General features: G+C 70.7%; 21 protein-coding genes. 14 read left to right on the plus strand and 7 right to left on the minus strand.

Annotation, left to right across the window (positions count from 1 at the left end; all coding sequences use genetic code 11):
- The first annotated feature begins 45 nt into the window (after positions 1-45).
- The 10 genes from QYS60_RS16655 to QYS60_RS16700 are packed head-to-tail and all read left to right on the plus strand — an operon-like array spanning position 46 to position 9,371.
- Positions 46-855 (plus strand): MlaE family ABC transporter permease, encoded by an 810-nt coding sequence (locus QYS60_RS16655; RefSeq protein ID WP_371383694.1) that lies wholly within the window; start codon positions 46-48, stop codon positions 853-855.
- Positions 855-1,715, plus strand: coding sequence for an ABC transporter permease (locus tag QYS60_RS16660; protein WP_289377941.1), 861 nt, complete (start codon positions 855-857; stop codon positions 1,713-1,715). Before QYS60_RS16655 ends, QYS60_RS16660 begins: the two co-directional genes overlap by 1 nt.
- Positions 1,712-2,986, plus strand: coding sequence for an MCE family protein (locus QYS60_RS16665; protein WP_371383695.1), 1,275 nt, complete (start codon positions 1,712-1,714; stop codon positions 2,984-2,986). The genes QYS60_RS16660 and QYS60_RS16665 overlap by 4 nt, the downstream gene beginning before the upstream one ends.
- Positions 2,983-4,005, plus strand: a complete 1,023-nt coding sequence (locus QYS60_RS16670) for an MCE family protein (RefSeq protein ID WP_289377939.1) — start codon at positions 2,983-2,985, stop codon at positions 4,003-4,005. The genes QYS60_RS16665 and QYS60_RS16670 overlap by 4 nt, the downstream gene beginning before the upstream one ends.
- Positions 4,002-5,039, plus strand: coding sequence for an MCE family protein (locus QYS60_RS16675; RefSeq protein ID WP_289377938.1), 1,038 nt, complete (start codon positions 4,002-4,004; stop codon positions 5,037-5,039). Before QYS60_RS16670 ends, QYS60_RS16675 begins: the two co-directional genes overlap by 4 nt.
- On the plus strand, positions 5,036-6,163 hold the full coding sequence (locus QYS60_RS16680; protein WP_289377937.1) for an MCE family protein: 1,128 nt from the start codon (positions 5,036-5,038) through the stop codon (positions 6,161-6,163). Before QYS60_RS16675 ends, QYS60_RS16680 begins: the two co-directional genes overlap by 4 nt.
- On the plus strand, positions 6,160-7,209 hold the full coding sequence (locus QYS60_RS16685) for an MCE family protein (RefSeq protein ID WP_289377936.1): 1,050 nt from the start codon (positions 6,160-6,162) through the stop codon (positions 7,207-7,209). Before QYS60_RS16680 ends, QYS60_RS16685 begins: the two co-directional genes overlap by 4 nt.
- The gene (locus QYS60_RS16690; protein ID WP_289377935.1) at positions 7,206-8,417 is read left to right on the plus strand and encodes an MlaD family protein; all 1,212 of its coding nucleotides are present in this window, start codon (positions 7,206-7,208) and stop codon (positions 8,415-8,417) included. The genes QYS60_RS16685 and QYS60_RS16690 overlap by 4 nt, the downstream gene beginning before the upstream one ends.
- Entirely contained in the window at positions 8,417-8,956 is a 540-nt protein-coding gene (locus QYS60_RS16695) for a hypothetical protein (RefSeq protein ID WP_289377934.1), read from the plus strand. Before QYS60_RS16690 ends, QYS60_RS16695 begins: the two co-directional genes overlap by 1 nt.
- 19 nt (positions 8,957-8,975) lie before the next feature.
- Entirely contained in the window at positions 8,976-9,371 is a 396-nt protein-coding gene (locus QYS60_RS16700; protein WP_289377933.1) for a hypothetical protein, read from the plus strand.
- A 44-nt stretch (positions 9,372-9,415) separates the two neighbouring features.
- Here QYS60_RS16700 and QYS60_RS16705 read toward each other — a convergent pair whose 3' ends face one another.
- Positions 9,416-9,556, minus strand: coding sequence for a hypothetical protein (locus QYS60_RS16705; protein WP_289377932.1), 141 nt, complete (start codon positions 9,554-9,556; stop codon positions 9,416-9,418).
- Between the two features lie 214 nt (positions 9,557-9,770).
- Positions 9,771-10,004 (minus strand): hypothetical protein, encoded by a 234-nt coding sequence (locus tag QYS60_RS16710; RefSeq protein ID WP_003935361.1) that lies wholly within the window; start codon positions 10,002-10,004, stop codon positions 9,771-9,773.
- Positions 10,005-10,260: 256 nt separating this feature from the next.
- On the opposite strand from QYS60_RS16710, the gene QYS60_RS16715 reads away from it, so the two are divergent.
- Positions 10,261-10,977 (plus strand): GAF and ANTAR domain-containing protein, encoded by a 717-nt coding sequence (locus QYS60_RS16715; protein ID WP_289377931.1) that lies wholly within the window; start codon positions 10,261-10,263, stop codon positions 10,975-10,977.
- A gap of 165 nt (positions 10,978-11,142) precedes the next feature.
- On the opposite strand, the gene QYS60_RS16720 is transcribed toward QYS60_RS16715, so the two are convergent.
- On the minus strand, positions 11,143-11,850 hold the full coding sequence (locus QYS60_RS16720; protein WP_289377930.1) for a type 1 glutamine amidotransferase: 708 nt from the start codon (positions 11,848-11,850) through the stop codon (positions 11,143-11,145).
- The gene (locus QYS60_RS16725) at positions 11,843-13,096 is read right to left on the minus strand and encodes a MurT ligase domain-containing protein (protein WP_371383696.1); all 1,254 of its coding nucleotides are present in this window, start codon (positions 13,094-13,096) and stop codon (positions 11,843-11,845) included. Before QYS60_RS16725 ends, QYS60_RS16720 begins: the two co-directional genes overlap by 8 nt.
- A 157-nt stretch (positions 13,097-13,253) precedes the next feature.
- On the opposite strand from QYS60_RS16725, the gene QYS60_RS16730 reads away from it, so the two are divergent.
- Positions 13,254-14,669 carry a TrkA family potassium uptake protein gene (locus QYS60_RS16730; protein ID WP_371383697.1) on the plus strand — a complete coding sequence of 472 codons (1,416 nt, stop codon included), beginning with the start codon at positions 13,254-13,256 and terminating at the stop codon, positions 14,667-14,669.
- Between the two features lie 42 nt (positions 14,670-14,711).
- Positions 14,712-15,293: a DUF488 family protein gene (locus QYS60_RS16735; RefSeq protein WP_289377609.1), complete on the plus strand. Its 582-nt coding sequence runs from the start codon at positions 14,712-14,714 to the stop codon at positions 15,291-15,293.
- On the opposite strand, the gene QYS60_RS16740 is transcribed toward QYS60_RS16735, so the two are convergent.
- The 3 genes from QYS60_RS16740 to leuA form a co-directional block, all read right to left on the minus strand.
- Positions 15,290-16,072, minus strand: coding sequence for a crotonase/enoyl-CoA hydratase family protein (locus tag QYS60_RS16740; RefSeq protein WP_371383698.1), 783 nt, complete (start codon positions 16,070-16,072; stop codon positions 15,290-15,292). The two genes, QYS60_RS16735 and QYS60_RS16740, sit on opposite strands and share 4 nt — an antisense overlap.
- A gap of 25 nt (positions 16,073-16,097) precedes the next feature.
- Positions 16,098-16,472 carry an SHOCT domain-containing protein gene (locus tag QYS60_RS16745; protein WP_003935354.1) on the minus strand — a complete coding sequence of 125 codons (375 nt, stop codon included), beginning with the start codon at positions 16,470-16,472 and terminating at the stop codon, positions 16,098-16,100.
- 132 nt (positions 16,473-16,604) lie between these two features.
- Complete coding sequence (gene leuA / locus QYS60_RS16750) at positions 16,605-18,413, minus strand: 2-isopropylmalate synthase (RefSeq protein WP_003935353.1); 1,809 nt, start codon at positions 18,411-18,413, stop codon at positions 16,605-16,607.
- A gap of 354 nt (positions 18,414-18,767) precedes the next feature.
- Here leuA and QYS60_RS16755 point away from each other — a divergent pair, with 354 nt between their 5' ends.
- On the plus strand, positions 18,768-19,985 hold the full coding sequence (locus tag QYS60_RS16755) for a DUF4185 domain-containing protein (RefSeq protein WP_371383699.1): 1,218 nt from the start codon (positions 18,768-18,770) through the stop codon (positions 19,983-19,985).
- Positions 19,986-20,138: the final 153 nt, after the last annotated feature.

A 20,138-nucleotide genomic window follows, 5' to 3' on the forward strand; every position in this document is an offset into this window, starting at 1 on the left:
ATCGGGGGACGGGGAGGCCGCGATGACGCGTACGGGGGTGTGGGAGTGACGTTCGAGCTGCCCGAGGCGAGGGGACCGGTGCACGACCTGGCGATCCAGGTCGGTGCGCTGGTCGGTTTCTCGGTGGAGACCCTCGCCACCACCGTGCGCGTCGTCGCCGGCCGTCGTCTCGCGCTCCGCGAGACGATCACACAGGCGCTGTTCATCGCGAAGGTGTGCAGCGGCCCGGCGCTGCTGCTGATGCTGCCCGTCGGCGTGCTCATCGCGGTCTCCGTCGGCTCTCTCGCCGGCCAGCTCGGCGCCGGCGCGTACTCCGGCGCGATCGTCGCGTTCGTCGTGGTGGGTCAGGCCGCGGCGCTGGTGTGCGCGCTGATGCTCGCCGGTGTCGGCGGTTCCGCGATCTGCGCCGACCTGGGTTCCCGCACGATCCGCGAGGAGATCGAGGCGATGGAGGTGATGGGGCTGAACGTGGTCGAGCGGCTCGTCGTGCCGCGGCTGCTCGCCTCCATCCTCGTGTCGGTGATGCTCTGCGCGCTCGTCACGCTCGTGGGTGTCGGCGGCTGCTACCTGTACGAGATCTACGTCGACGACGCTTCCGGTGGTGGCTTCCTGCGCACGCTGGCCGAGTACGGCCGGCTGTCGGATTTCGTGATGGCGATGGTGAAGTCGGCGTTCTTCGGGATCACCTCCGCTCTCATCGCCGCGTTCAAGGGCCTGCACGCCAAGGGCGGTCCCAGCGGCGTGGCCGACGCCGTCAACGAGGCCGTCGTGCTCGCCTTCGTGATGGTGTTCGTCGTCAATACCGTGCTGTCCCAGATGTACACCGTGATGGTGCCGGCCGTGGGGACCTACTGATGCTGTCCTACTCCACCGTCACCCGGGTCCGCGGCGTCCACCGCACGATGACCGGCGTCGTCGACGGATTCGCCACCGTGGGCCGCCACGTGCTGTTCGGGATACAGGCGGTCGCAGGCGTTCCCACCGCCTTGCGCCGGTACCACAAGCACGTGATGTACCACGTGGGGGAGGTCAGCTTCGGTTACGCCTCGCTGCTCGCCGGGGGCGGCACCATCGGCATCGTCTTCGCGATGTCCGCGGTCGCCGCGATGATGGTCGGCGTCGAGACCCAGCGCGGCCTCGAGCTGATCGGCATGACGTCGCTGTCGGGAATGCTGTCCGCGATCGCCAACACCCGTGAGCTCGCCCCGGTCGTCGCGTCCGTCGCGCTGGCGGCGAAGGTCGGCACCGGCTTCACCGCCCAGCTCGGCGCCATGCGGATCTCCGACGAGATCGACGCGCTGGACGCGATGGCCGTGCGGTCGGTGCCCTTCCTGGCCGGCACGCGGCTGATCGCGGCCGCCGTCTGTGTGGTCCCGATCTACATGGTCGGCCTGCTGTCGGCGTACGTCGCCACTCGGCTCGTCGTCGTCACCTTCCAGGGCAACTCCGCGGGCACCTACGACTACTACTTCCACCTCGCGCTCGGCCCGTCCGACCTGTGGTACTCGCTGACGAAGGCCGTGGTGTTCGCGATCATCGTCGCGCTCGTGCACTGCTCCTACGGGTACCATGCCACCGGCGGGCCGGAGGGGGTCGGTCGCGCGGCCGGACGGGCGCTGCGTACCAGCATCCTGGCCATCGGTGTCACCGACGTGGTTCTGACCTTCGCGTTGTGGGGGCTCGTGCCGACCGTGCCGGGGGTGGGGTTGTCGTGACGACCCAGCAGGCGACGGCACCGGGTCCTGCCGTCACCGCGTCGCCCCCACCGCGGCGCGAGAGCCGTCGCCGACGCCGGGACGGAATCGGCAGGGCGGGAACGGCTCTCGTCGGAGTCGTCGCCGTCGTCGTCCTGATCGCCGCGGGGGCCCTGCTCGTCGCGTCGGGGTCGGGCGGCCTCTCGCGCGACCCGGAGGTCACCGCGGTGGTCCCGGCGGGCGCGGGGGTGATCCACGGCGCCGCCGGGGTGCAGTACCGGGGCGTGCACGTCGGCCGGCTCGTGCACCTGGAAGCGGGCCTCGCGAGTTCACGGATCACGATGCAACTCGACGCCGCCGCAATCCGGAACATTCCCGCCTCGGTGCAGCTCCGCATCGTTCCGCGCACCTTCTTCGGTGACGTCTTCCTCGAACTCGTCCCGGCCGCGGACCCCGCAACCGGGCCCCGACTGCGGGCCGGCACGCAACTCCCGGTGGACACCTCCGCCGAGGCGGTGCAGCTGGCGAACCTGTACTACACCACCACCGATCTGCTGCGGGAACTGCGGCCGGACCTGCTCGCCGTCACCCTCGACGCGATGAGCCGCGCACTGGCGGGACGGGGCGAATCCCTCGGCCGCACCATCGACCGCAGCGTCGCGCTCACCGAGCAGCTCGGCCCGCTGATCGACGAGGGACTGGCCTCCGCGCCGCAACTCACGGCGGTGACCGAGTCGATGGCCGCGGCCACCGACGACATGGTCGCGACCATGCAGAACGCGGCCGTGCTCTCGGAGATCGCGCTCGAACGCCGCGACGGCGTCGCACGCTTGCTGCGCGGCGGGGCCGCGCTGGCCGCCGACGGTTCCACCCTGATCGCGCAGAACACCGAGCGGATGATCGCCGTCGTCCGCAACGGTGCCCCGGTGCTCGAGACGTTCGCGGCCGACACCGTCGGGCTCGACGACACCCTGCGTCATCTGACGATCTTCGGTGACGCCGGCGCACGGGTCTTCGCGACCGGGCGGTTCGACATCACCGCCGTCGCGGACTTCTCGGATCCGATGCCGTACACCGCCGCCGACTGCCCCCGGTATCCCGGCATGGACGGCGCGAACTGTGACGATCCCGTCCTCTCGGCCGCCGCGGAGCGGGAGTCGCTGGGATACCTGGAGCAGATCGCAGGTGGTGCCGACCCGTCCGATCCCGCGGCCACGGGGACGAATCCGTCCACCGCCGCGTCGATCCTGCTCGCGCCGCTCGTCCGCGGCACGGAGGTGGAAGTCTCGTGAATTCGCTGCTCGGACCGGGAGTGCGCCTCACGGCGTTCTGCGCCGTGGGGGTGCTGGCGGCGGTCGTCGTCGGGAACACTCTCGACAGGACGATCGCCGGGTCCACCCGCGCGTACTCCGCGGAGTTCACGGATGTCGAGGGGCTCGGCCCCGGCAGCGACGTCACGCTCGCCGGTGTGCGGGTGGGGCGGGTGTCCGACGTGACGTTCGCCCCGCAGGGCGACGGAACATCTTGGGCAGTAGTCGATTTCGAGGTCGAATCGGAGTTCGAGCTCACCACGGATGTCACCGCCGACGTGCATTACGGCGACATGATCGGCGTCCGGTACGTCGCGCTGACGCTGCCCGAGGAGGGGACCGGCACCGCACTGCCCGACGGTGGCACCATCCCGGTCGGACAGACGTCGCCACCGGTCGACCTGACCGCGCTCGTCAACGGCTTCGAGCCGCTGTTCGAGGCGATCGACCCCGCCCAGGTGAACACGCTCGCCACCGCGGTCGTCGAGGCGTTCCAGGGGCAGGGCAGCACCCTGGATTCGCTGCTGCTGCACATCGCGTCGGTGAGCACCGACCTCGTCGAGCACGAGCAGATCTTCGACAGTCTCGCCGCCAACCTCGAGACGCTCGTCGCCGTCGCGGACCGGCGCAGTACGGACGTCGCCCGCCTGATCTCGGGACTGGCCGTCGTCAGCGACGCCCTGGCCGGGGACGGCGATCAGCTCGCGGTGCTCGTCGAGCGCGGGTCCACCTCCGTCCGCGCCACCGCAGCGCTCGTGTCCGGCGCGACGGCCCCGCTCGGGAGCGCGGTGACCGACCTGCGGGCGATGACCGACGCGTGGATCCCCCGAACCGGGGAGTTCGAGCGGGTGATGAGCGGACTTCCGGAGCTGGCCGGCAACATCAACCGCATCGGCGACTACGGCGGCTGGCTGAACCTCTACATGTGCAACTTCACGGTGAAGAGCCACGACGTCGAGGTCAACCTCTTCGGTCCGTCCTATTCGGAGGTGTGCCGATGAGCGTCGTGCGTCGAATCCGCGACGCCGCACTCGCGATGCTCGCGGGCCGGCACGATCGGACCGCCGACCCGCTCGTGGTGGGGGCCGTCGGCATCGTCCTCGTCACGGCGGTGATGGCCGTCGCCCTCGCTGCACCGCGGGTCACCTACCTCCTCCGCACCGACGAGTACACGGCGGAACTGGCGAACGCGGCGGGGCTGCAACCGAACGACCCGGTCTACGTGGCCGGGGTGCCCGCCGGGCGAGTGGAGGGCCTGCGGCTGGGGACGGACCGGGTCGTCGTGACGTTCCGGGTGGACGGTGGTCAACCGCTCGGCGATCGCACTGCGGCCGAGGTGAAGTTGAAGACGGTCCTCGGCAAGCTCTACCTGTCGGTGACGCCGGCCGGGGCCGGGGAACTCCCCGACGGCCGGATCCCGCTGGCACGCACCTCGGTTCCGTACAGCCTGGACGAGATCGCGGCGGACGCCGGGCAGGTGGCGCGCGATCTCGACGTGCCCGGGCTCGAGGCGATGATGCAGGCGCTCGCCGACACCGTGCCGTCCGATTCGGCGCAGGTCGCCGACGCCCTCGCCGGCGCCACCGCCGCAGCGGAGATGCTGTCGCGCAACGACGCCCGCATCCACTCGCTGCTCGAGGCGTCGCGCTCGCTCTCCGCGATCGTCGCCGGGCAGAGCGAGGACGTCGCGGCGCTGGTACAGAACGCGACCACCGTCGTGTCGGTGCTCGCCGCCCGCAGGGACGCGCTCGGGCAGCTCGTGGCGGATCTGCGCCTGCTGACCGAGCGCACCGCAGCCTTCCTCGAGGACAACTCCGCGGAGATCGACGCATTGCTGGTCAACCTGCGTTCGGTGACCGACACGCTGAACCGCAACGCCGAGAACATCGATGTGCTGATGACCCGTCTGCCGCCGGCGCTGCGGGCCGCCACCGACGCGTCGGGCAACGGCAACTGGGTCGACGTGCACGCCCCCGCCGGCCCCATCCCCGACAACCTGCTGTGCGCGCTCGGCGTGATGGAGGGCTGCCGGTGACCACACGGAAGGCTGTGCCCGCCCGGAAGACAGGTGCGATCCGCGGGCTCGCGCTCGGCGTCGTCACCGTGGTGTGCGCGGCGACGGCCTGGTACGTCTTCCTCGGCACCGATCGTGCCCGGACCGTGACCGCCGAGTTCGCGTCCGTGAGCGGGGTCTATCCCGGTAGCAAGGTCGCCGTCCTGGGGCTGCCCGTCGGCACGGTCGAATCGGTCGAGCCGGCGGGCACGGTCGTGACGGTGACGATGCGGATCCCCGACGACATCGCCCTGCCCGCCGACGTCTCGGCGTTCGTGATGAATCCGTCGATCATCAGCGACCGGTTCGTCGAACTGAGCCCGGCCTATGCGGGCGGGGCCCGGTTCGAGGACGGTGACGTCATCCCGCCCGAACGCAGCCACGCACCGATCAACTGGGACGAACTGCTCGAGAGCGTGGACACCATCGCGGCGGCCCTCGGGCCGGAAGCCGGCGCACTGGGCTCGACCCTCGACCTGGCCGCCGGCGCCACCGCGGGGCTCGGACCCGAGATCAACCGGGCGCTGCGCGCGGTGGGTTCCGCGAGTTCCGTCGTCGGCGCCCGATCCGAGGACATCGGGGCGCTCGTCGACGACCTCGGGATCGCGGTCGAGGCCGTGAACGCCCGGCAGGGCTCGCTGTCCGAACTGGCCACCGGGTTTGCGGAACTGGGCACCGAGATGCAGCGGCAGAACCTCGACGTCGCCGGGCCGGTCGGTCAGCTGACGACGATCCTGGACCGGCTCGACGCCCTGCTCGGTGCCCGCGGTCAGGACATCGACGCCGTCGTCGCCGACACGCAGGTGCTCACCGGGCTGTTCGCCGAGCACCGGGCCGACCTCGCGGAGCTGCTGGACGTGCTGCCGCTGGCGATGCAGAACATCGACAACGCGATCGGTGAGAACACCACCGCCCGCATCCGGCTGAACATCTCCACCCAGATCGGTCAGTTCCCACGGGCGAAGGAGCTGTGCGAGCGGGAACAGCTGCCGCTGTGCACCGGAGCGGGATTCACCAACCCGATCACCGTTCCGTTCGACCTGGCCGATCCCTTCGGGGATCTCGTGCCGCAGTCGCTGGACCGGGCACTGGGAGGCGGCCGATGAACCGGCGCGCAGCCGGGCTCGCCGCCGTCCTGGCTGCGGCCGCGGTCTCGGCCACGGGGTGCGGCGCGAGCCTGCAGCAGCTGCCGATCGGGCGCAGCGGCGAGGGTGAAACCTACCGGGTGACAGCGGTGTTCGACGGGGCGGACCGCGTCGATCCCGGCACCGAGGTGCGCGTCGGGCAGGCCGTGGTGGGCCGCGTGCGGTCGATCTCCACGGACGGTCGCCGCGCATTCCTCGAGCTGAGCATGAGCGAGTGGGTCGCACTGCCCGCGAACGTCGCCGCGTCGGTGCGGCTGCCGTCCGCGCTCGGCAGTCCGTTCGTCCAGATCGACCTGCCCGGGGAGCCGTCCCCCGAGCCGCTCGCCGATGGGGACGTCATCGAGCGGACGGAGCGGGGCCCCGAGCTCGAGGCCACCTTCGCGATGCTGGGACAGATCGTGAGCGGCGGCGGCCTCGACGAACTCCGCACGATCACCACCGAACTCACGACCGCGTTCGGCGGTCGCGGCGAGAAGATCCGCACCCTGCTCGAGCGGATGGACCGGACGATGGCGCTCGCGGCCGGGAACGGCGATCACCTCGCCCGTACGCTGCGCGCCGCCGACGACGTCGCGGCCCGGCTGGCGCAGCAACAGCAGCTGATCGACGACGGCATCGCGAGCAGCGCGGAGATCGTCGAGGTGCTCGCCGCGCAGGAAGCGGACCTACGGTCCCTGGTGTCGAGCACGTCCACGATGCTGACGTCGCTGGACGCGGTCATGGCCGACTCCGGCCGGATCGGCGGCTCCGTCGACGACATCGCCGAGATCCTCGCCGGTATCCGGGACTTCAACCGGACGGTCGGCTCCGCGCTGACCAACATGGAGGCCTTCGTCGACGGGTTCAACCGGTCCGTGCACGGCGACTACCTGCTGTTCGACGGCGCTCTCGACGTGCCGGGAGCGCTCGACATGCTGCTCACCGGCGGCGTCCCGACACCGGGCGGGCCGCCACCGGTCACCGTCCCGTCGGGTCTGCCCGACCTGCTCCGGGGAGGGCTCCGATGAAGCGACCGGTGCTGGTGCAGGTTTCGTTGTTCGCCGTCGTCGGTCTGCTGGCCACCGCGTTCGGCGTCCGCTACGTCCTCGGCCCGCAGAGCTTCGGCGGTGGCATCGAGGTGCGAGCACACCTGGTCGACGCGCGCGGTATCGGTCCCGGCACGACGGTGACCTACCGCGGGGTCGCGGTGGGGGAGATCGACTCGGTGACGATCGACGACGGCGGTCGCGGGTCGAGGGCGGTGCTCACGCTGGATCCGGACACCCGGATTCCCGTGGGCAGCACGGGCCGCGTCGCGACGGCCACCGCGATCGGCATCATCACCCTCGACATCGAACCGCAGACCGCGGAGGGACCCTTTCTCGCCGACGGCGACACCCTCGAGGTGCCGGCGGACGAGCAGGGACTTCGGCTGGACCGGATGCTCGTCCGGATGAGTGCGCTCGTCGAGAGCATCGACCCAGGGTCGGTCGCGACGCTCGGCGAGACCTGGGGCACCGCCCTCGCGGGCACGGGGCCCGATCTGCAGGCCCTGCTCGAGAACGCCGACGCGCTCTCGGCGATGGCGTCCGAGCGGGCGCCGACCCTCGCGGCCCTGCTGGAGCAGGGGGTCGACCTGGTGAACACGCTCGCCGAGAACTCCGACACGTTCCCCGGTGCGGTGCGGGCCGTGCGGGACGTCTCCGACCAGCTCGTCGGTAGCCGGGACTCGCTCGTGTACCTGCTGGACCGGTCGCCGGAGGCCCTCGCGAAGACGCAGCAGTTGTTCGCCGACACCCGTGACGACTACGGGCTGCTGCTGACGAACCTGGTGACCGTGGGCGACGTGCTCGCCCCGCGCACCCCCGCCCTGGCTGCCGGCGTCGACTCGATCCCGGCGGCGCTCGGTGATCTGACCTCGGTGGTCAAGGGCGACCGCGGCGACTTCTCGCTCGTCGCCACGCAAGGGCCGGTCTGCTACTACGACACCCGGCGTCGCACGGTCGGCGACGAGAGCCCCCGCACGCCGAACCTGTCCCTGTACTGCCCGCCGGGTGAGGGTCTCGCCCAGCGCGGCGCGCGCGTCGCGCCACGACCCGACGATCTCGGTCTGCAGCACCAGACCACCCCGGGACGGGTGACCGGGCCGGACATGGCACAGGACCCGCTGCTCGTCCCGACCGGCGTCGAGGTGCTGCAGTACTGGCAGAAGCTGTTGGAAGGACTGGGAAACTGATGCCGACCACCGAATCCACCGTCGACGACACTGCTACGACCGCGCTGCCGGATTCGCCGCTCCCGGGCTCCCGGCCGCGGCGACAGTTGCTGCTCGCCCTGATCGTGCTGCTCACGGCGGCCGCCGGCTTCTGCGGCTTCCGGTGGTGGCAGGCCGAACAGGCCGAGGACCTACGGGCCGGTGCGCTCGAGCGGGCCCGGGAGTACGCGATCGCGCTCGGCACCTACGACTACCGGCAGTTCGACGATGCGCTCGCCGCGGTCACCGACGTCTCCACCCCCGAGTTCGCGGACAAGTACCGCGCGGTGGCGGGAGATCTGCGCGGGCTCGTGGAGAACGGGCAGGGCGTGTCGGTCGCGACCGTGTCGCACGCCGCGGTCGAGACACTGGAGGCGGATCGCGCGACGGTGCTCGTGTTTCTCGACCAGGACGTGCAGAACGTCGCGGTGCCGGACGGGCGGGTCGACGCGACGCGGTTCCTGATCACCCTCCACCGGGTGGACGACCGGTGGCTCCTGCAGGGGGCGGACGCGAAATGACGATCTGCGAGGTGGCGACGTGGCGGACCTGACCGGGCCCGGCGACGGAGCGTCGGGCCGGATCAGGAGGCTCACGCAGGCCGCGCTCAACGCGGACGCGACGATCGCCCGGGTCGAACGGGCGGCGGAGGGGATCGGTGTCTCGCTCGCGAACTTCGACCGCGTGCTCGGCCGGTTCGACGAGCAGCTCGGCGACTTCGCCGTGGCTGTGGACCGGCTCGGCGCGTCGATCGACCGGGTCGACCTGACCCTCCGCAGGATCGAGCGGATCGTGGACACCGCCGATTGGCTGCTCACTCCGGTCACCGCGGTCCGCGGGCAGCTGTCCCGGTTGCCTACCGGGATGTTGCCGATCCTGTCCGGACCGTGGCACCGGGCCCGCGTCGTGCTTCGCGGGCCGGGCCGTCCGGGATGAGAAAACCCGTCCGGAAGGAAGCCTTCCGGACGGGTGCTCTCTCGTCAGTACCGGGGCGGGCGGACCAGGTCGTCGGATACGGGCGGATGCGCGGAATCCGGTCGCGCCAGGTAGGCCTTGAAGGCTGCGGTGCCGCCCAGTGCGGCACCGAGCAACAGCAGCAGCTCGACCACGTTCGCGTTCATATCTGTTCTCCTCTCGACGTGCGGCCCGGGCGCCGACCGTCAGTCGGCCGTCGGGCGCTCCTGCTGGTCGTGGTCCGCGAACATGGCCTCGATGCGGGCCTTGATCTCCTCGGTGCTCATGGAGCGACGGGGTGCGGCGACAGCGGAGGTGTGCATGTGTGGTGGTGTTCCTGTCTGTGGTGTCGGATGAACGGGGCTCGGTCGACCTGGACGATCAGTTCGTCCGGAGGAAGGACACGAGACCCGTGACGGTGGTGGTTGCACCGACCGCGGTGAGGCCGGTGACCATGAGGGCTGCGGCGCCGACCGAGACGGCGGTGCCGAGTGTGTGCCCGAGAGCGGCGCGCCACCCTCGCGTCGACGAGCTGGTGGTGGACACGAGCACCATCGGGACGCTCCGGACGTCCTCGTAGCGTGCGGTGTGCTGGCGCGTTGCCGTGCCTGTCATATTCGGTTAATCCCCCTGCAAGCAATCCGTGACTTGGTTCACAAAACCAATGCCGATGTGTTGTACCCCATCACAGCGACAAGTGCTACTCGAGCGACTGTCCAACTCGGGCCCCGGGTCGCTCGTCGGGTCTGAATTCGCACGTGGCGAGCGAATTCGCCGTCCCAGCGGATCGTGGGTGTTTCCGCATGTCTGATTGAATGGCGGTTCGAGGGCCCGCACCGAAGGCGCGGCAAGAAGAGGGCGAGGAGCGCTCATGCACAACGGTCAGTCCGCGGCCGATCCGGCGACGGTGTTCACCGCGCTTGCCGAGATCGTCTATCGCGGCGCCGGCCCTTCCGAGACGTACTCGGCGATCTGTGTGGCCGCCACGATGCTGGTACCCGGCTGCGACCGTGCGAGTCTCATGCTGCGGGAAGGTAAGGCGTACGTCACCGTCGGTGCCTCCGACGACGTCGCGCGGCACATCGACGACCTCGAACGCGTGACCGGTGAGGGGCCGTGCCTGGACGCGATCGAGGAGGACGCCGCCCAGATCGAGCCGGACCTGAATGTCTCCGAGCAATGGCCGCACCTGGCGCCCGGCATCGTGACGCAGACGCCCGTGCGTGGAGCGATGGGATTCCGGTTGCGAGTCGACGACCGCAAGGTCGGGTCGCTGAACCTGTTCTCCGATACGCCGGGGGCCTTCGACCTCGCGTCCGCCACCCACGGCAGCGTTCTGGCCGCCTTCGCCGCCGTTGCCGTCGCCGCCACGTCGCGGGGCGAGGACATCGCATCACTGCGCAACGGCATCGAGAGCAACCGGGAGATCGGCAAGGCAGTCGGTCTTCTGATGGCGCTGAACAAGATCTCCGACGTCGAGGCGTTCGACCTGCTCCGCCGGACGTCGCAACAGCTCAACGTCAAGGTCGCCGAACTGGCCCGCACCGTCGTCGAGCAGCATCACCACGAGACGAAAAAACGCAGTTGAGTCCCGACCCTTGCGCTCGGGGTGTGATGCAGATAACATCGGTAGTGCGAATCGAGCAGACGTCCGAGGACGACAGAGGCTCGTGAAGCAGAGATCCGGCCCGGTGAACGCGAAAGCGATTTCCCGGGCCGAACCCCTGTCCAGGGGATGTTCGCGGACGCCGGGTCAGGCCAGTCGCTCGCGCCGCAACTGCTCGACCTCCGGCAGATCCAGCGGCGGCAGCGAGTCCACGCCGAGCGCGCGTGCCAGCAGCAGGTCCGCCAACTCGGGATTGCGAGCCAAGACCGGTCCGTGCATGTAGGTGCCGATCACCGAACCCTGCACCGCGCCCTCGACGCCGTCGCCCACGCCGTTGCCGACACCCCGGGTGACCCGGCCCAGGGCACGGGCATCCGGCCCCAGGGTCGTTCCGCCGCGGTGGTTCTCGAATCCGGTCAACGGCAGGTGCAGCCCGTCGGCGAGGGGAGTGGTCACCACCTCGCCGATGGCGCGGGTCTGCTGCGGAGCGGTGGTCACGTCGAGCAGGCCGACGCCGTCGACGCGTTCGCCCGCCGACGTCTGGTACCAGTTGCCGAGCACCTGGATGGCCGCGCAGATCGCCAGTACCGGGGCGCCCCGCTCGGCTGCCCGTTGCAGACCCGGATGCCGCTGCAGATGCCGTGTGGCGAGGCGTTGCGCCGAGTCCTCGGCCCCGCCGAGGGTGTACAGGTCCAGGGAATCGGGCACCGGGTCGGTCAGGTTGATCGATACGACCTCGGCGTCGTGGCCGCGCATCCGCAGGCGCTGCCGCAGGACCAGCGCATTGCCGCTGTCGCCGTAGGTGCCCATCACATCGGGCAGCACGAGGCCGATCCGCACGGTGGACTCAGACATGCGCAGCTCCCTTCGCCAGGGCGGTGTTCAGATCCCGGAACGCGGTGTAGTTGGCCAGGACCTCGACCCGTCCGGGCGGGCACGACGCAATGGCCCGGACCGGATCGGCCACCAGCGTGTGCTCGACCCCGGCGTAGGTCAGCCGCACGGCCAGATCGGTGCCGCGTTCGCCGGACGCCACCACCTGCACGCCCTCGAAGTGCTCGAACCGCACGTCCCACAGCCACGACAGGTCCTCCCCGTCGGGTACCTGCCCGTTGACCGCGATGACCAGACCGTCGACCGTCGGGTCGATCATCGACAGGGCCTCCTGCCAGCCGGCCGGGTTCTTCGCCAGCAGCATGTGCACCGAGTGCGGACCGACCTGCACGGTCTTGTACCGGCCGGCGACCTCCTCGACGACACCCGCGGCGGCGACGGCCGCGGCCGGATCTGCGCCGAGGGCAACCGCCGCGGCCACCGCCTGCGCGGCGTTGCCCCGATTGGCGCGCCCGGGCAGGGTCAGCGTCATCGGCAGCACCAGCCCGTCCGGGCCGTAGAGATTCTCGTCGTCGACCCACCAATCCGGTTCGGGCCGCGCGAATTCCGATCCCGTGCTGCGCCAGTGCCCGTCCTCCCACAGGATCGGCTCCCCGGTGCGGGGGCAGCTGACCGAGTCGCCCGCCCACCCGGCACCCGCTGCCACCCACACCACGTTCGGGTGGTCGTAGGCGACGGACGTGACGAGCACGTCGTCGCAGTTCGCGACGACCACCGCGTCCGGGTGCCGTTCGAGACCGGCCCGCAGCTTGCGTTCGATCATGTTGATCTCGCCCACCCGATCGAGCTGATCGCGGCTCAGATTGAGCAGCACGATCGCTTCGGGGTCGAGGGCGTCCGCGACGTGCGGGGTGTGCAACTCGTCGACCTCGATCGCCGCGAGCGGCGCGTCCTGGTTGGCGACCAGCGCCGCGACGATGCCGGCGTCCATGTTCGCCCCGTCGGCCTGGGTGGCGACGGAGTCCACCGTCTCCAGTGCCGCCGCCGTCATCCGGGTGGTGGTGGACTTGCCGTTGGTGCCGGTGACCAGGACGGTGCGCCGGCCCCGGCCGAGCTGCTCCATCAGGCGCGGATCGATCTTCAGCGCGACGAGACCGCCGATCATCGACCCCTTGCCACGTCCCGCCTTCAGCGACGCCCACGAGGCGGCCTTCGCTGCGCGCAGCGCCAGCCGCCCGCGCCCGGTGATTCGAGTGCTTGTACCCACGTCGCGAGTTTTCCACAGCGCCGCCGGCAGCGCCGCGGCGCCGCCGTGTCCGCGCTGTCACACGCCGCTGCGCCGGTGCGAATCGCTCACAGGACCGGCGGTGCCGGATGCGTCCCCCCCAGGTGGCGTGGTCCCCTGGGGCGGGGAGGTGGTCGCCGTGGCGGATGCGGACACAACCAGCAACACGGGTACCTACGTCGTGGTGGGCGACACCACGGTCGCGCGCCGGGTCTGCGCCTCACTCGTCGCCCTGGGCTGCGCCGTGCGGCACGCGCCGCGGCCCGACGACGAGGAGCTGCGGGCCCTGCTGGACCGGCCGCCGGTCGCCGGGATCGCGGTGCTCCTGCAGGACGACGTGGTCGCCCTGCGGTATGCGCTCGCCGCGGCGCATCTGCAGCCGGACGCACCGATGGTCGCGACGATCTTCGACCGCACGATCGGCGATCAGCTCGCGCGGTTCCTGCCGCAGTGCGACGTGACGTCGCCGGCCGATCTTGCTGCCGCGTCCCTGGCCGGGCCGTGCGTGGCACCCGACCTGCTGGCCGTGACCTCCACCCGCGGACCGCGCGGCATCCGCGTGGCCGGTGACGTGCTCGACGAGGTGCCGGTGGCGGTGCCGCGCCGCATCCTGTGGCAGCGGTGGGCCGGTCAGCTCACCGCGGTGCTGCGCACGCACGAGACCGGCACGCGCATCCTGCTGGCCGGGCTGCTCGGGCTGGCGGCGGTGCTGTTCGGCGACTGGGCCTGGCTGACCTTCGGGGAGGGCAAAGGAACGATCGACGCGTTCCACGAGGCAGTCCGCGTGGTCACCACGGTCGGACCGGCGGCCGACCCGCACAGCAACGAGGCATACGCCGCGATCGCGTCCACCGCGATGCTGGCGACGATCGTGTTCACCGCCATGTTCACCGCCGGGGTCGTGGACCGGCTGCTGGGCCCGCGCCTGACCGCGTTGTTCGGCCCTCGTTCGCTGCCCCGCTCCGGGCACGTGATCGTCGTGGGCCTCGGGCAGGTGGGTCTGCGACTGTGCCGGGAGCTGCGGGACCTCGGTATCCCGGTGGTGGGTGTCGAGCGGGACACCAATGCGCGCAATCTGCGGCTGGTGCGCGACCTGAACATCCCCGCAGTGGTCGGCGACGGCGGCGACCGCCGGCTGCTCGAGCGCGTCGGGGTCCGTCGGGCGGTCGCGCTCGCCGCGGTGGGGTCCGACGACCGGGACAACGTCGCGGTCTCGCTCGCCGTCCAGGGCATCGCACCGGGCCTGCGGCTGGTGTTGCGCGCCGGGGAGCGCGAGGTGCTCGCCGAGACGGGCTCGCTGCTGCCGCTCGGCGTGATCCGCGACGTGACCAGCCTGAGCGCGACCTACGTGCTCGCGCGCCTGCTCGGTCGCGAACCGCTGGGGGTGGTCGCCGGGGCGGTGCATGTGCACCTGCGCCTCCCGGACGGCCGGTTCGAGGAACTGCCGATCGCGTCGCCGGGTGGCTGCCGGCACGCGCCGGCCGCGGGCGTGGGGACGGGCATGCGACAGCCGGCAGCGGGGTATGCCGGGCGGGTGGGTATGCCGGCGGAGTGAGTACGCCGGAGGGAAACCGACCCGAGGGAAGGGATCGTCGCGATGCTGCTCTCCGTAGGGCACGGACGGCTCGACCGGACGCAGCTGGCCGAGCTGCTGCATTCCGCCGGCGTCGAGTCGCTGGTCGACGTCCGCCGCTTCCCGGGCAGCCGGCGCAACCCGGACCTGTCGAGCGACGCGATGACGCAATGGCTGGCCGATGCCGGCATCGACTACCGGCTCGAGCGGCGGCTCGGCGGCCGGCGACGGCTCCCTGCCGGGACCACACCCGAGGACTCGTGGTGGCGGGTCGAGCAGTTCGCCGCCTACGCCGCCCACACCCGCACCGAGGAGTTCGCCGACGCGCTCGACGGGCTGCTCGAGGAGTCCGCACAGCGCCGGACCGCGATGATGTGCAGCGAGAGCGTGTGGTGGCGATGCCACCGCCGCCTCGTCGCCGACGTCGTCGTGCTGCGTTTCGGCCGCGACGTCGAGCACCTCATGCACGACGGCCGCCTACTGGCGCACGAGGCGGCGCCGGGTGCCCGCATGCGGGCGGACGGGCAGGTGGTGTGGGACGGCAGTGATGTGGACGGCAGTGGCGCGGACGGCAGTGGCGTGGACGGCAGTGGCGCGGACGGTTAGGTACCGGGCTCGCCGAAACTGCCGTGCCGCCCGGCACCGCCGGCGAACCGGGACGCGCCCTCGAGCGTGTCGTGCGCCAGGGAGACCGCGCCGTGCCGGAACTCGTTGAGCATGGCCTGGTCCTCGGCGAGCCCGTGCTGCTCGAGCAGCGAGAGGCGGTCCCGTCGCAGGCAGGTCTGCGGGAAGGCGGCGATCTCGGCCGCGAGCGCCCGGGCCGCGGTGAGTGCCTGGCCGGCGGGGACGAGCCGGTTGACCAGCCCGATGCGCAATGCCTCCTCGGCGTCGACGGCGCGGCCGGTCAGGACGAGATCCATCGCGCGGCTCTCGCCGATGAGCCGCGGCAGCCGCACCGTGCCGCCGTCGATCAGCGGCACGCCCCAGCGGCGGCAGAACACCCCCAGCACCGCCCCCTCCTCGGCGACGCGCAGATCGGCCCACAGGGCCAGTTCGAGCCCGCCCGCCACGGCGTGCCCCGAGATCGCGGCGACGACGGGCTTGGACAGCCGCATGCGCGACACACCCATCGGCCCGTCCCCGTCCGGGGCGACCCGGTTCGGCTGTCCCTCGCTGATCGCCTTCAGGTCGGCGCCGGCGCAGAAGGTGCCACCGGTGCCGTGCAGCACGGCGACAGCCGCGTCGTCGTCCGCGTCGAAGGCGCGGAAGGCGCCGGCCAGCGCTTCGGCCGTCGCCCGATCGACGGCGTTGCGCACGTGCGGACGGTTGATGCCGATGCTGGTGACGGGCCCGTCGCGGTCGACCAGCACCGGATCCGACGTCATCGCTCTCGGTCCTGCGGGCGGGTGGTCAGGACAGCGCCTTGGCCTTGAGGGCCTGGTACTCGGCTTCGGTGATGGTGCCCGCGTCGAGCAACGCCTTGGCGTCGGCGATGTGCTCGGCGGGGGACTTGCCGGCGACCTCGCGGATGTAGCTGTCCTGGGCCTGCTTGACCTGCGCGTATTCCTTAGCGGAGCGCTCGGCCATGCCCTTGCCGTTGACGATCAGGTAGATCAGTGCGGTCAGGAACGGCACGAAGATCAGGAAGACGATCCAGATCGCCTTGATCCAGCCGGACTGCTGGTGGTTGCGGAACAGGTCGCCGATGATCGAGAAGAGCACCATCAGGTACGCGATGAACGCGAAGCTGACGATGATGAACCAGATGATGTCCCAGAAATCCATGTGACGCTCCCTTTCGTGGGGCACGCGCGCGGTGGGAAAACGCGGAATGCGACGGCACTCCCCGGGGAAGAGTACCGCCGCATTCGTCCGGATTCCTGCCGAATCGACAGGCGTTCGTGGGACTCGAAAGGCTCAGTGCGCCCGGTTCACCGCCGACACCACCGCGCGCAGCGAGGCCGTCGTGATGGACGGTGCGATTCCGGCGCCCCAGACCAGAGCTGTGACGCCGTCGGGCCGGGTCACGTCCGCCTCGACGTACGCGGCGGCGAGCGCGTCGTCGCCGGCCGACATGGCGTGCTCGGCGTAGCCGCGGACGGCCACCTGGTAGCCCAGGGATTCCAGGGCGTCGACAAAGGCCGCGAGCGGCCCGTTGCCGGACCCGGTGATCTCCTGCTCCTTGCCGTGATACTTCACGACCGCGGTGACGGTGTCGGTGCCATCGTCGGTCTCGGCCGCCGTGACCTTCTGCCGCATCCGCTCGAGCGGAGTGGTCGGAGCCAGGTACTCCTCGTGGAAGATGTCCCACATCTCCTTGGGGCTGACCTCGCCGCCCTCACCGTCGGTGACCCGCTGCACCGCCTGCGAGAACTCGATCTGCAGCCGCCGCGGCAGGTTCAGGCCGTGGTCGTGCTTCATGATGTACGCCACGCCGCCCTTGCCGGACTGCGAGTTGACCCGGATCACGGCCTCGTAGCTGCGGCCCACGTCCTTCGGGTCGATGGGCAGGTACGGCACCGCCCAGGTCAGGTCGTCGACGTCGGTGCCCGCGGCGTCGGCGTCGGCCTTCATCATGTCCATGCCCTTGTTGATGGCGTCCTGGTGGCTGCCGGAGAAGGCGGTGTAGACCAGGTCGCCGCCGTAGGGGTGCCGCTCGGGCACGGGCAGCTGGTTGCAGTACTCGACGGTGCGGCGGATCTCGTCGATGTCGGAGAAGTCGATCTGCGGATCCACGCCCCGGCTGAACATGTTCAGGCCCAGGGTCACCAGGCACACGTTGCCGGTGCGCTCGCCGTTGCCGAACAGGCAGCCCTCGATGCGGTCGGCGCCGGCCTGGTAGCCCAGTTCGGCGGCCGCGACGCCGGTGCCGCGGTCGTTGTGCGGGTGCAGCGACAGGATGATCGAGTCGCGCTTGGCCAGGTTGCGGTGCATCCACTCGATCGAGTCGGCGTACACGTTCGGCGTGGCCATCTCGACCGTGGCCGGCAGGTTGATGATCACCGGGTTCTCGGGCGTCGCGCCCAGGGTGTCGACGACCGCGTCGCACACCTCCTTGGCATACGACAGTTCCGTGCCGGTGTACGACTCGGGGGAGTACTCCCACCGCCAGTTCGTGTCGGGGTGGTTCTTCGCCTCTTCGAGCACCAGCTCGGCCGCGTCGGTGGCGATCTTCTTGACCGTGTCCTTGTCCGCCCGGAACACCACGCGGCGCTGCAGGATCGACGTCGAGTTGTAGAAGTGGACGATGGCCGTGTGAGCCCCTGCGCACGCCTCGAAGGTGCGCTTGATCAGTTCGGGACGGGCCTGCGTCAGCACCTGAATGGTGACGTCGTCGGGAATCGCGTTGTCCTCGATGATCTCCCGGACGAAGTCGAAGTCGGTCTGGCTCGCCGACGGGAAGCCGACCTCGATCTCCTTGTAGCCCATGCGTACCAGCAGGTCGAACATGCGCCGCTTGCGGGCGGGGCTCATGGGGTCGATGAGCGCCTGATTGCCGTCACGCAGGTCCACGGCGCACCAGGCGGGTGCCCGGTCGATGATCTTGTCCGGCCAGGTGCGGTCGGGCAGCGTGACCGGCTCGACCTCCTCGGCGAACGGCCGGTACCGGTAGGTCGGCATCGAAGAGTTCTTCTGCTTGTTCCACCCCGGCTGATCGGCGGGAGCGGGCTTGCTTGGCGGCGTGATCGTGCGCGAGCCGGAGGTGAATGCGTCGGCGGGTGACATGACGTAGCTCCAAAAAATGGGGACCGGTGAGTCCGGATGAGGATACGACCGGCGCGACAACACCCCGCGACGGGAAGCCGGTCTGGTCAGATCCCGCCGCGGCGGCCGAGGAGAAGCGCGCGCTGCATGCCAGGCAGTGTACTCGCCGGCCCCGCCGGAGCCCACCCGGAGGTGGGAGGTTCCACGACCGGTCCCCGGCAGCCCGGCTCGCGCGAACGTGACGGGATCGATACGGAGGGCCCCGTCGCGGTCCGTGCCGATCCAATACGTTGACCTCATTCGTCACATGAGCATCACCTGTCACAGAAGTCCTGCGGAAGACGCGATCCGGTCATCCGGACGGGAGGAGAGTCCATGAGCGCGGTCCGGTCGGCGACGACGTTCTCCTCCGCGCTGCTGCTGGCGCTCGGCTGCGCGGTGCCGTTCGCCGCCACCGCTCACGCCGAACCCTGCGGGAATTCCGGACCCGGAAGCAGCGGTTTCGGCAGCAGCAACCCCGGTGCCGGGACACCACAGGGACCCCTTCCGACGCTCACCTCCGGTCCCACCCGCACCGTCGCCTGGGTCACCGGGCCGAGCAGCCCGAACCGGACCGGCACCCGGTTCTCCGTCTCGGGTACCGATCTGGGAATCATGTGGGACAACGGTGAAACCGGCCCCGGCCGCCAGGTGCTCATGGCCTTCGGCGACACCTTCGGCGACTGCTCGGTCGAGGGCGACGAATGGCGCCGCAACATCCTCATGCGCAGCGCGGACACCGATCTGTCGGACGGCATCGCCGTACCCGACCCCCATCCCGGCGAGCGTTATTCCGGTGCGCCGGTGCTCGCCTCCGACCCGAACTTCGCCCGGGAGATCCTCGGCAGCATCGGCATCGACGGCGTCGAGACCACCGTCGTGCCCACCGCCGCCGTTGCCGTCGGCGGCACCCAGTACATCAACTTCATGTCGGTACGCGCCTGGGGCGACCCGGGAGAATGGTGGACCAACGCCTCCGCCCTCGCGTACTCGACCGACAACGGTGAAACGTGGACCGTCGACCCGGCCACCGCGCGGATCAACACACCCGTGGAGGTGCCCGGCGTCCAGCAGCTGGCCGTCGGCAATGCTGGGTTCCAGCAGCACGCGTATGTGAAGCACGAGGGATACGTCTACGACTTCGGCACGCCCAACGGCCGCTTCGGACCGGCCTACGTCTCCCGCGTGCCCGAGGCGCAGATCCGTGACCTCGGCGCTTACGAGTTCTGGACCGGCACCGGCTGGGTGCTCGGCGGAATCGATGCGGCGGTGCCCGTCGTCGACGGCCCGGTCGGCGAGATGTCGGTGCACTGGACCGGCAGCACGTTCGTCCTCCTCTACGGCAACGAGGAAGGCGGCCGGATCGAGATGCGCACGAGCGCGCGGCCGGAGGGCCCGTGGAGCGCGCCGCGCGTGCTCGTCACCAGCGATCGGATCAGCGGCCTGTACGCGCCGTACATCCACCCGTGGTCCAGCGGCAACGACCTCTACTTCGTCGCGTCCCGCTGGAGCGACTACAACGTGATGCTGTTGCGCACGACCGTCACGGGCTGAACCGTCCGACCCGGGATGTGGCCGTTCTCCGGCCACATCCCGCCGCGCGGACCTGCAGGCGTCCGCCGGCACTTCCGCCCGCAGCTGCCGCCACCGCCCGAGATCGCGGTCGAGCCCGGTGATTACGGTCTGCCGCGGAGGTCGCCGCCGGAC

Source organism: Rhodococcus sp. GXMU-t2271 (assembly GCF_041414735.1).
Lineage (GTDB): Bacteria > Actinomycetota > Actinomycetes > Mycobacteriales > Mycobacteriaceae > Rhodococcus > Rhodococcus indonesiensis.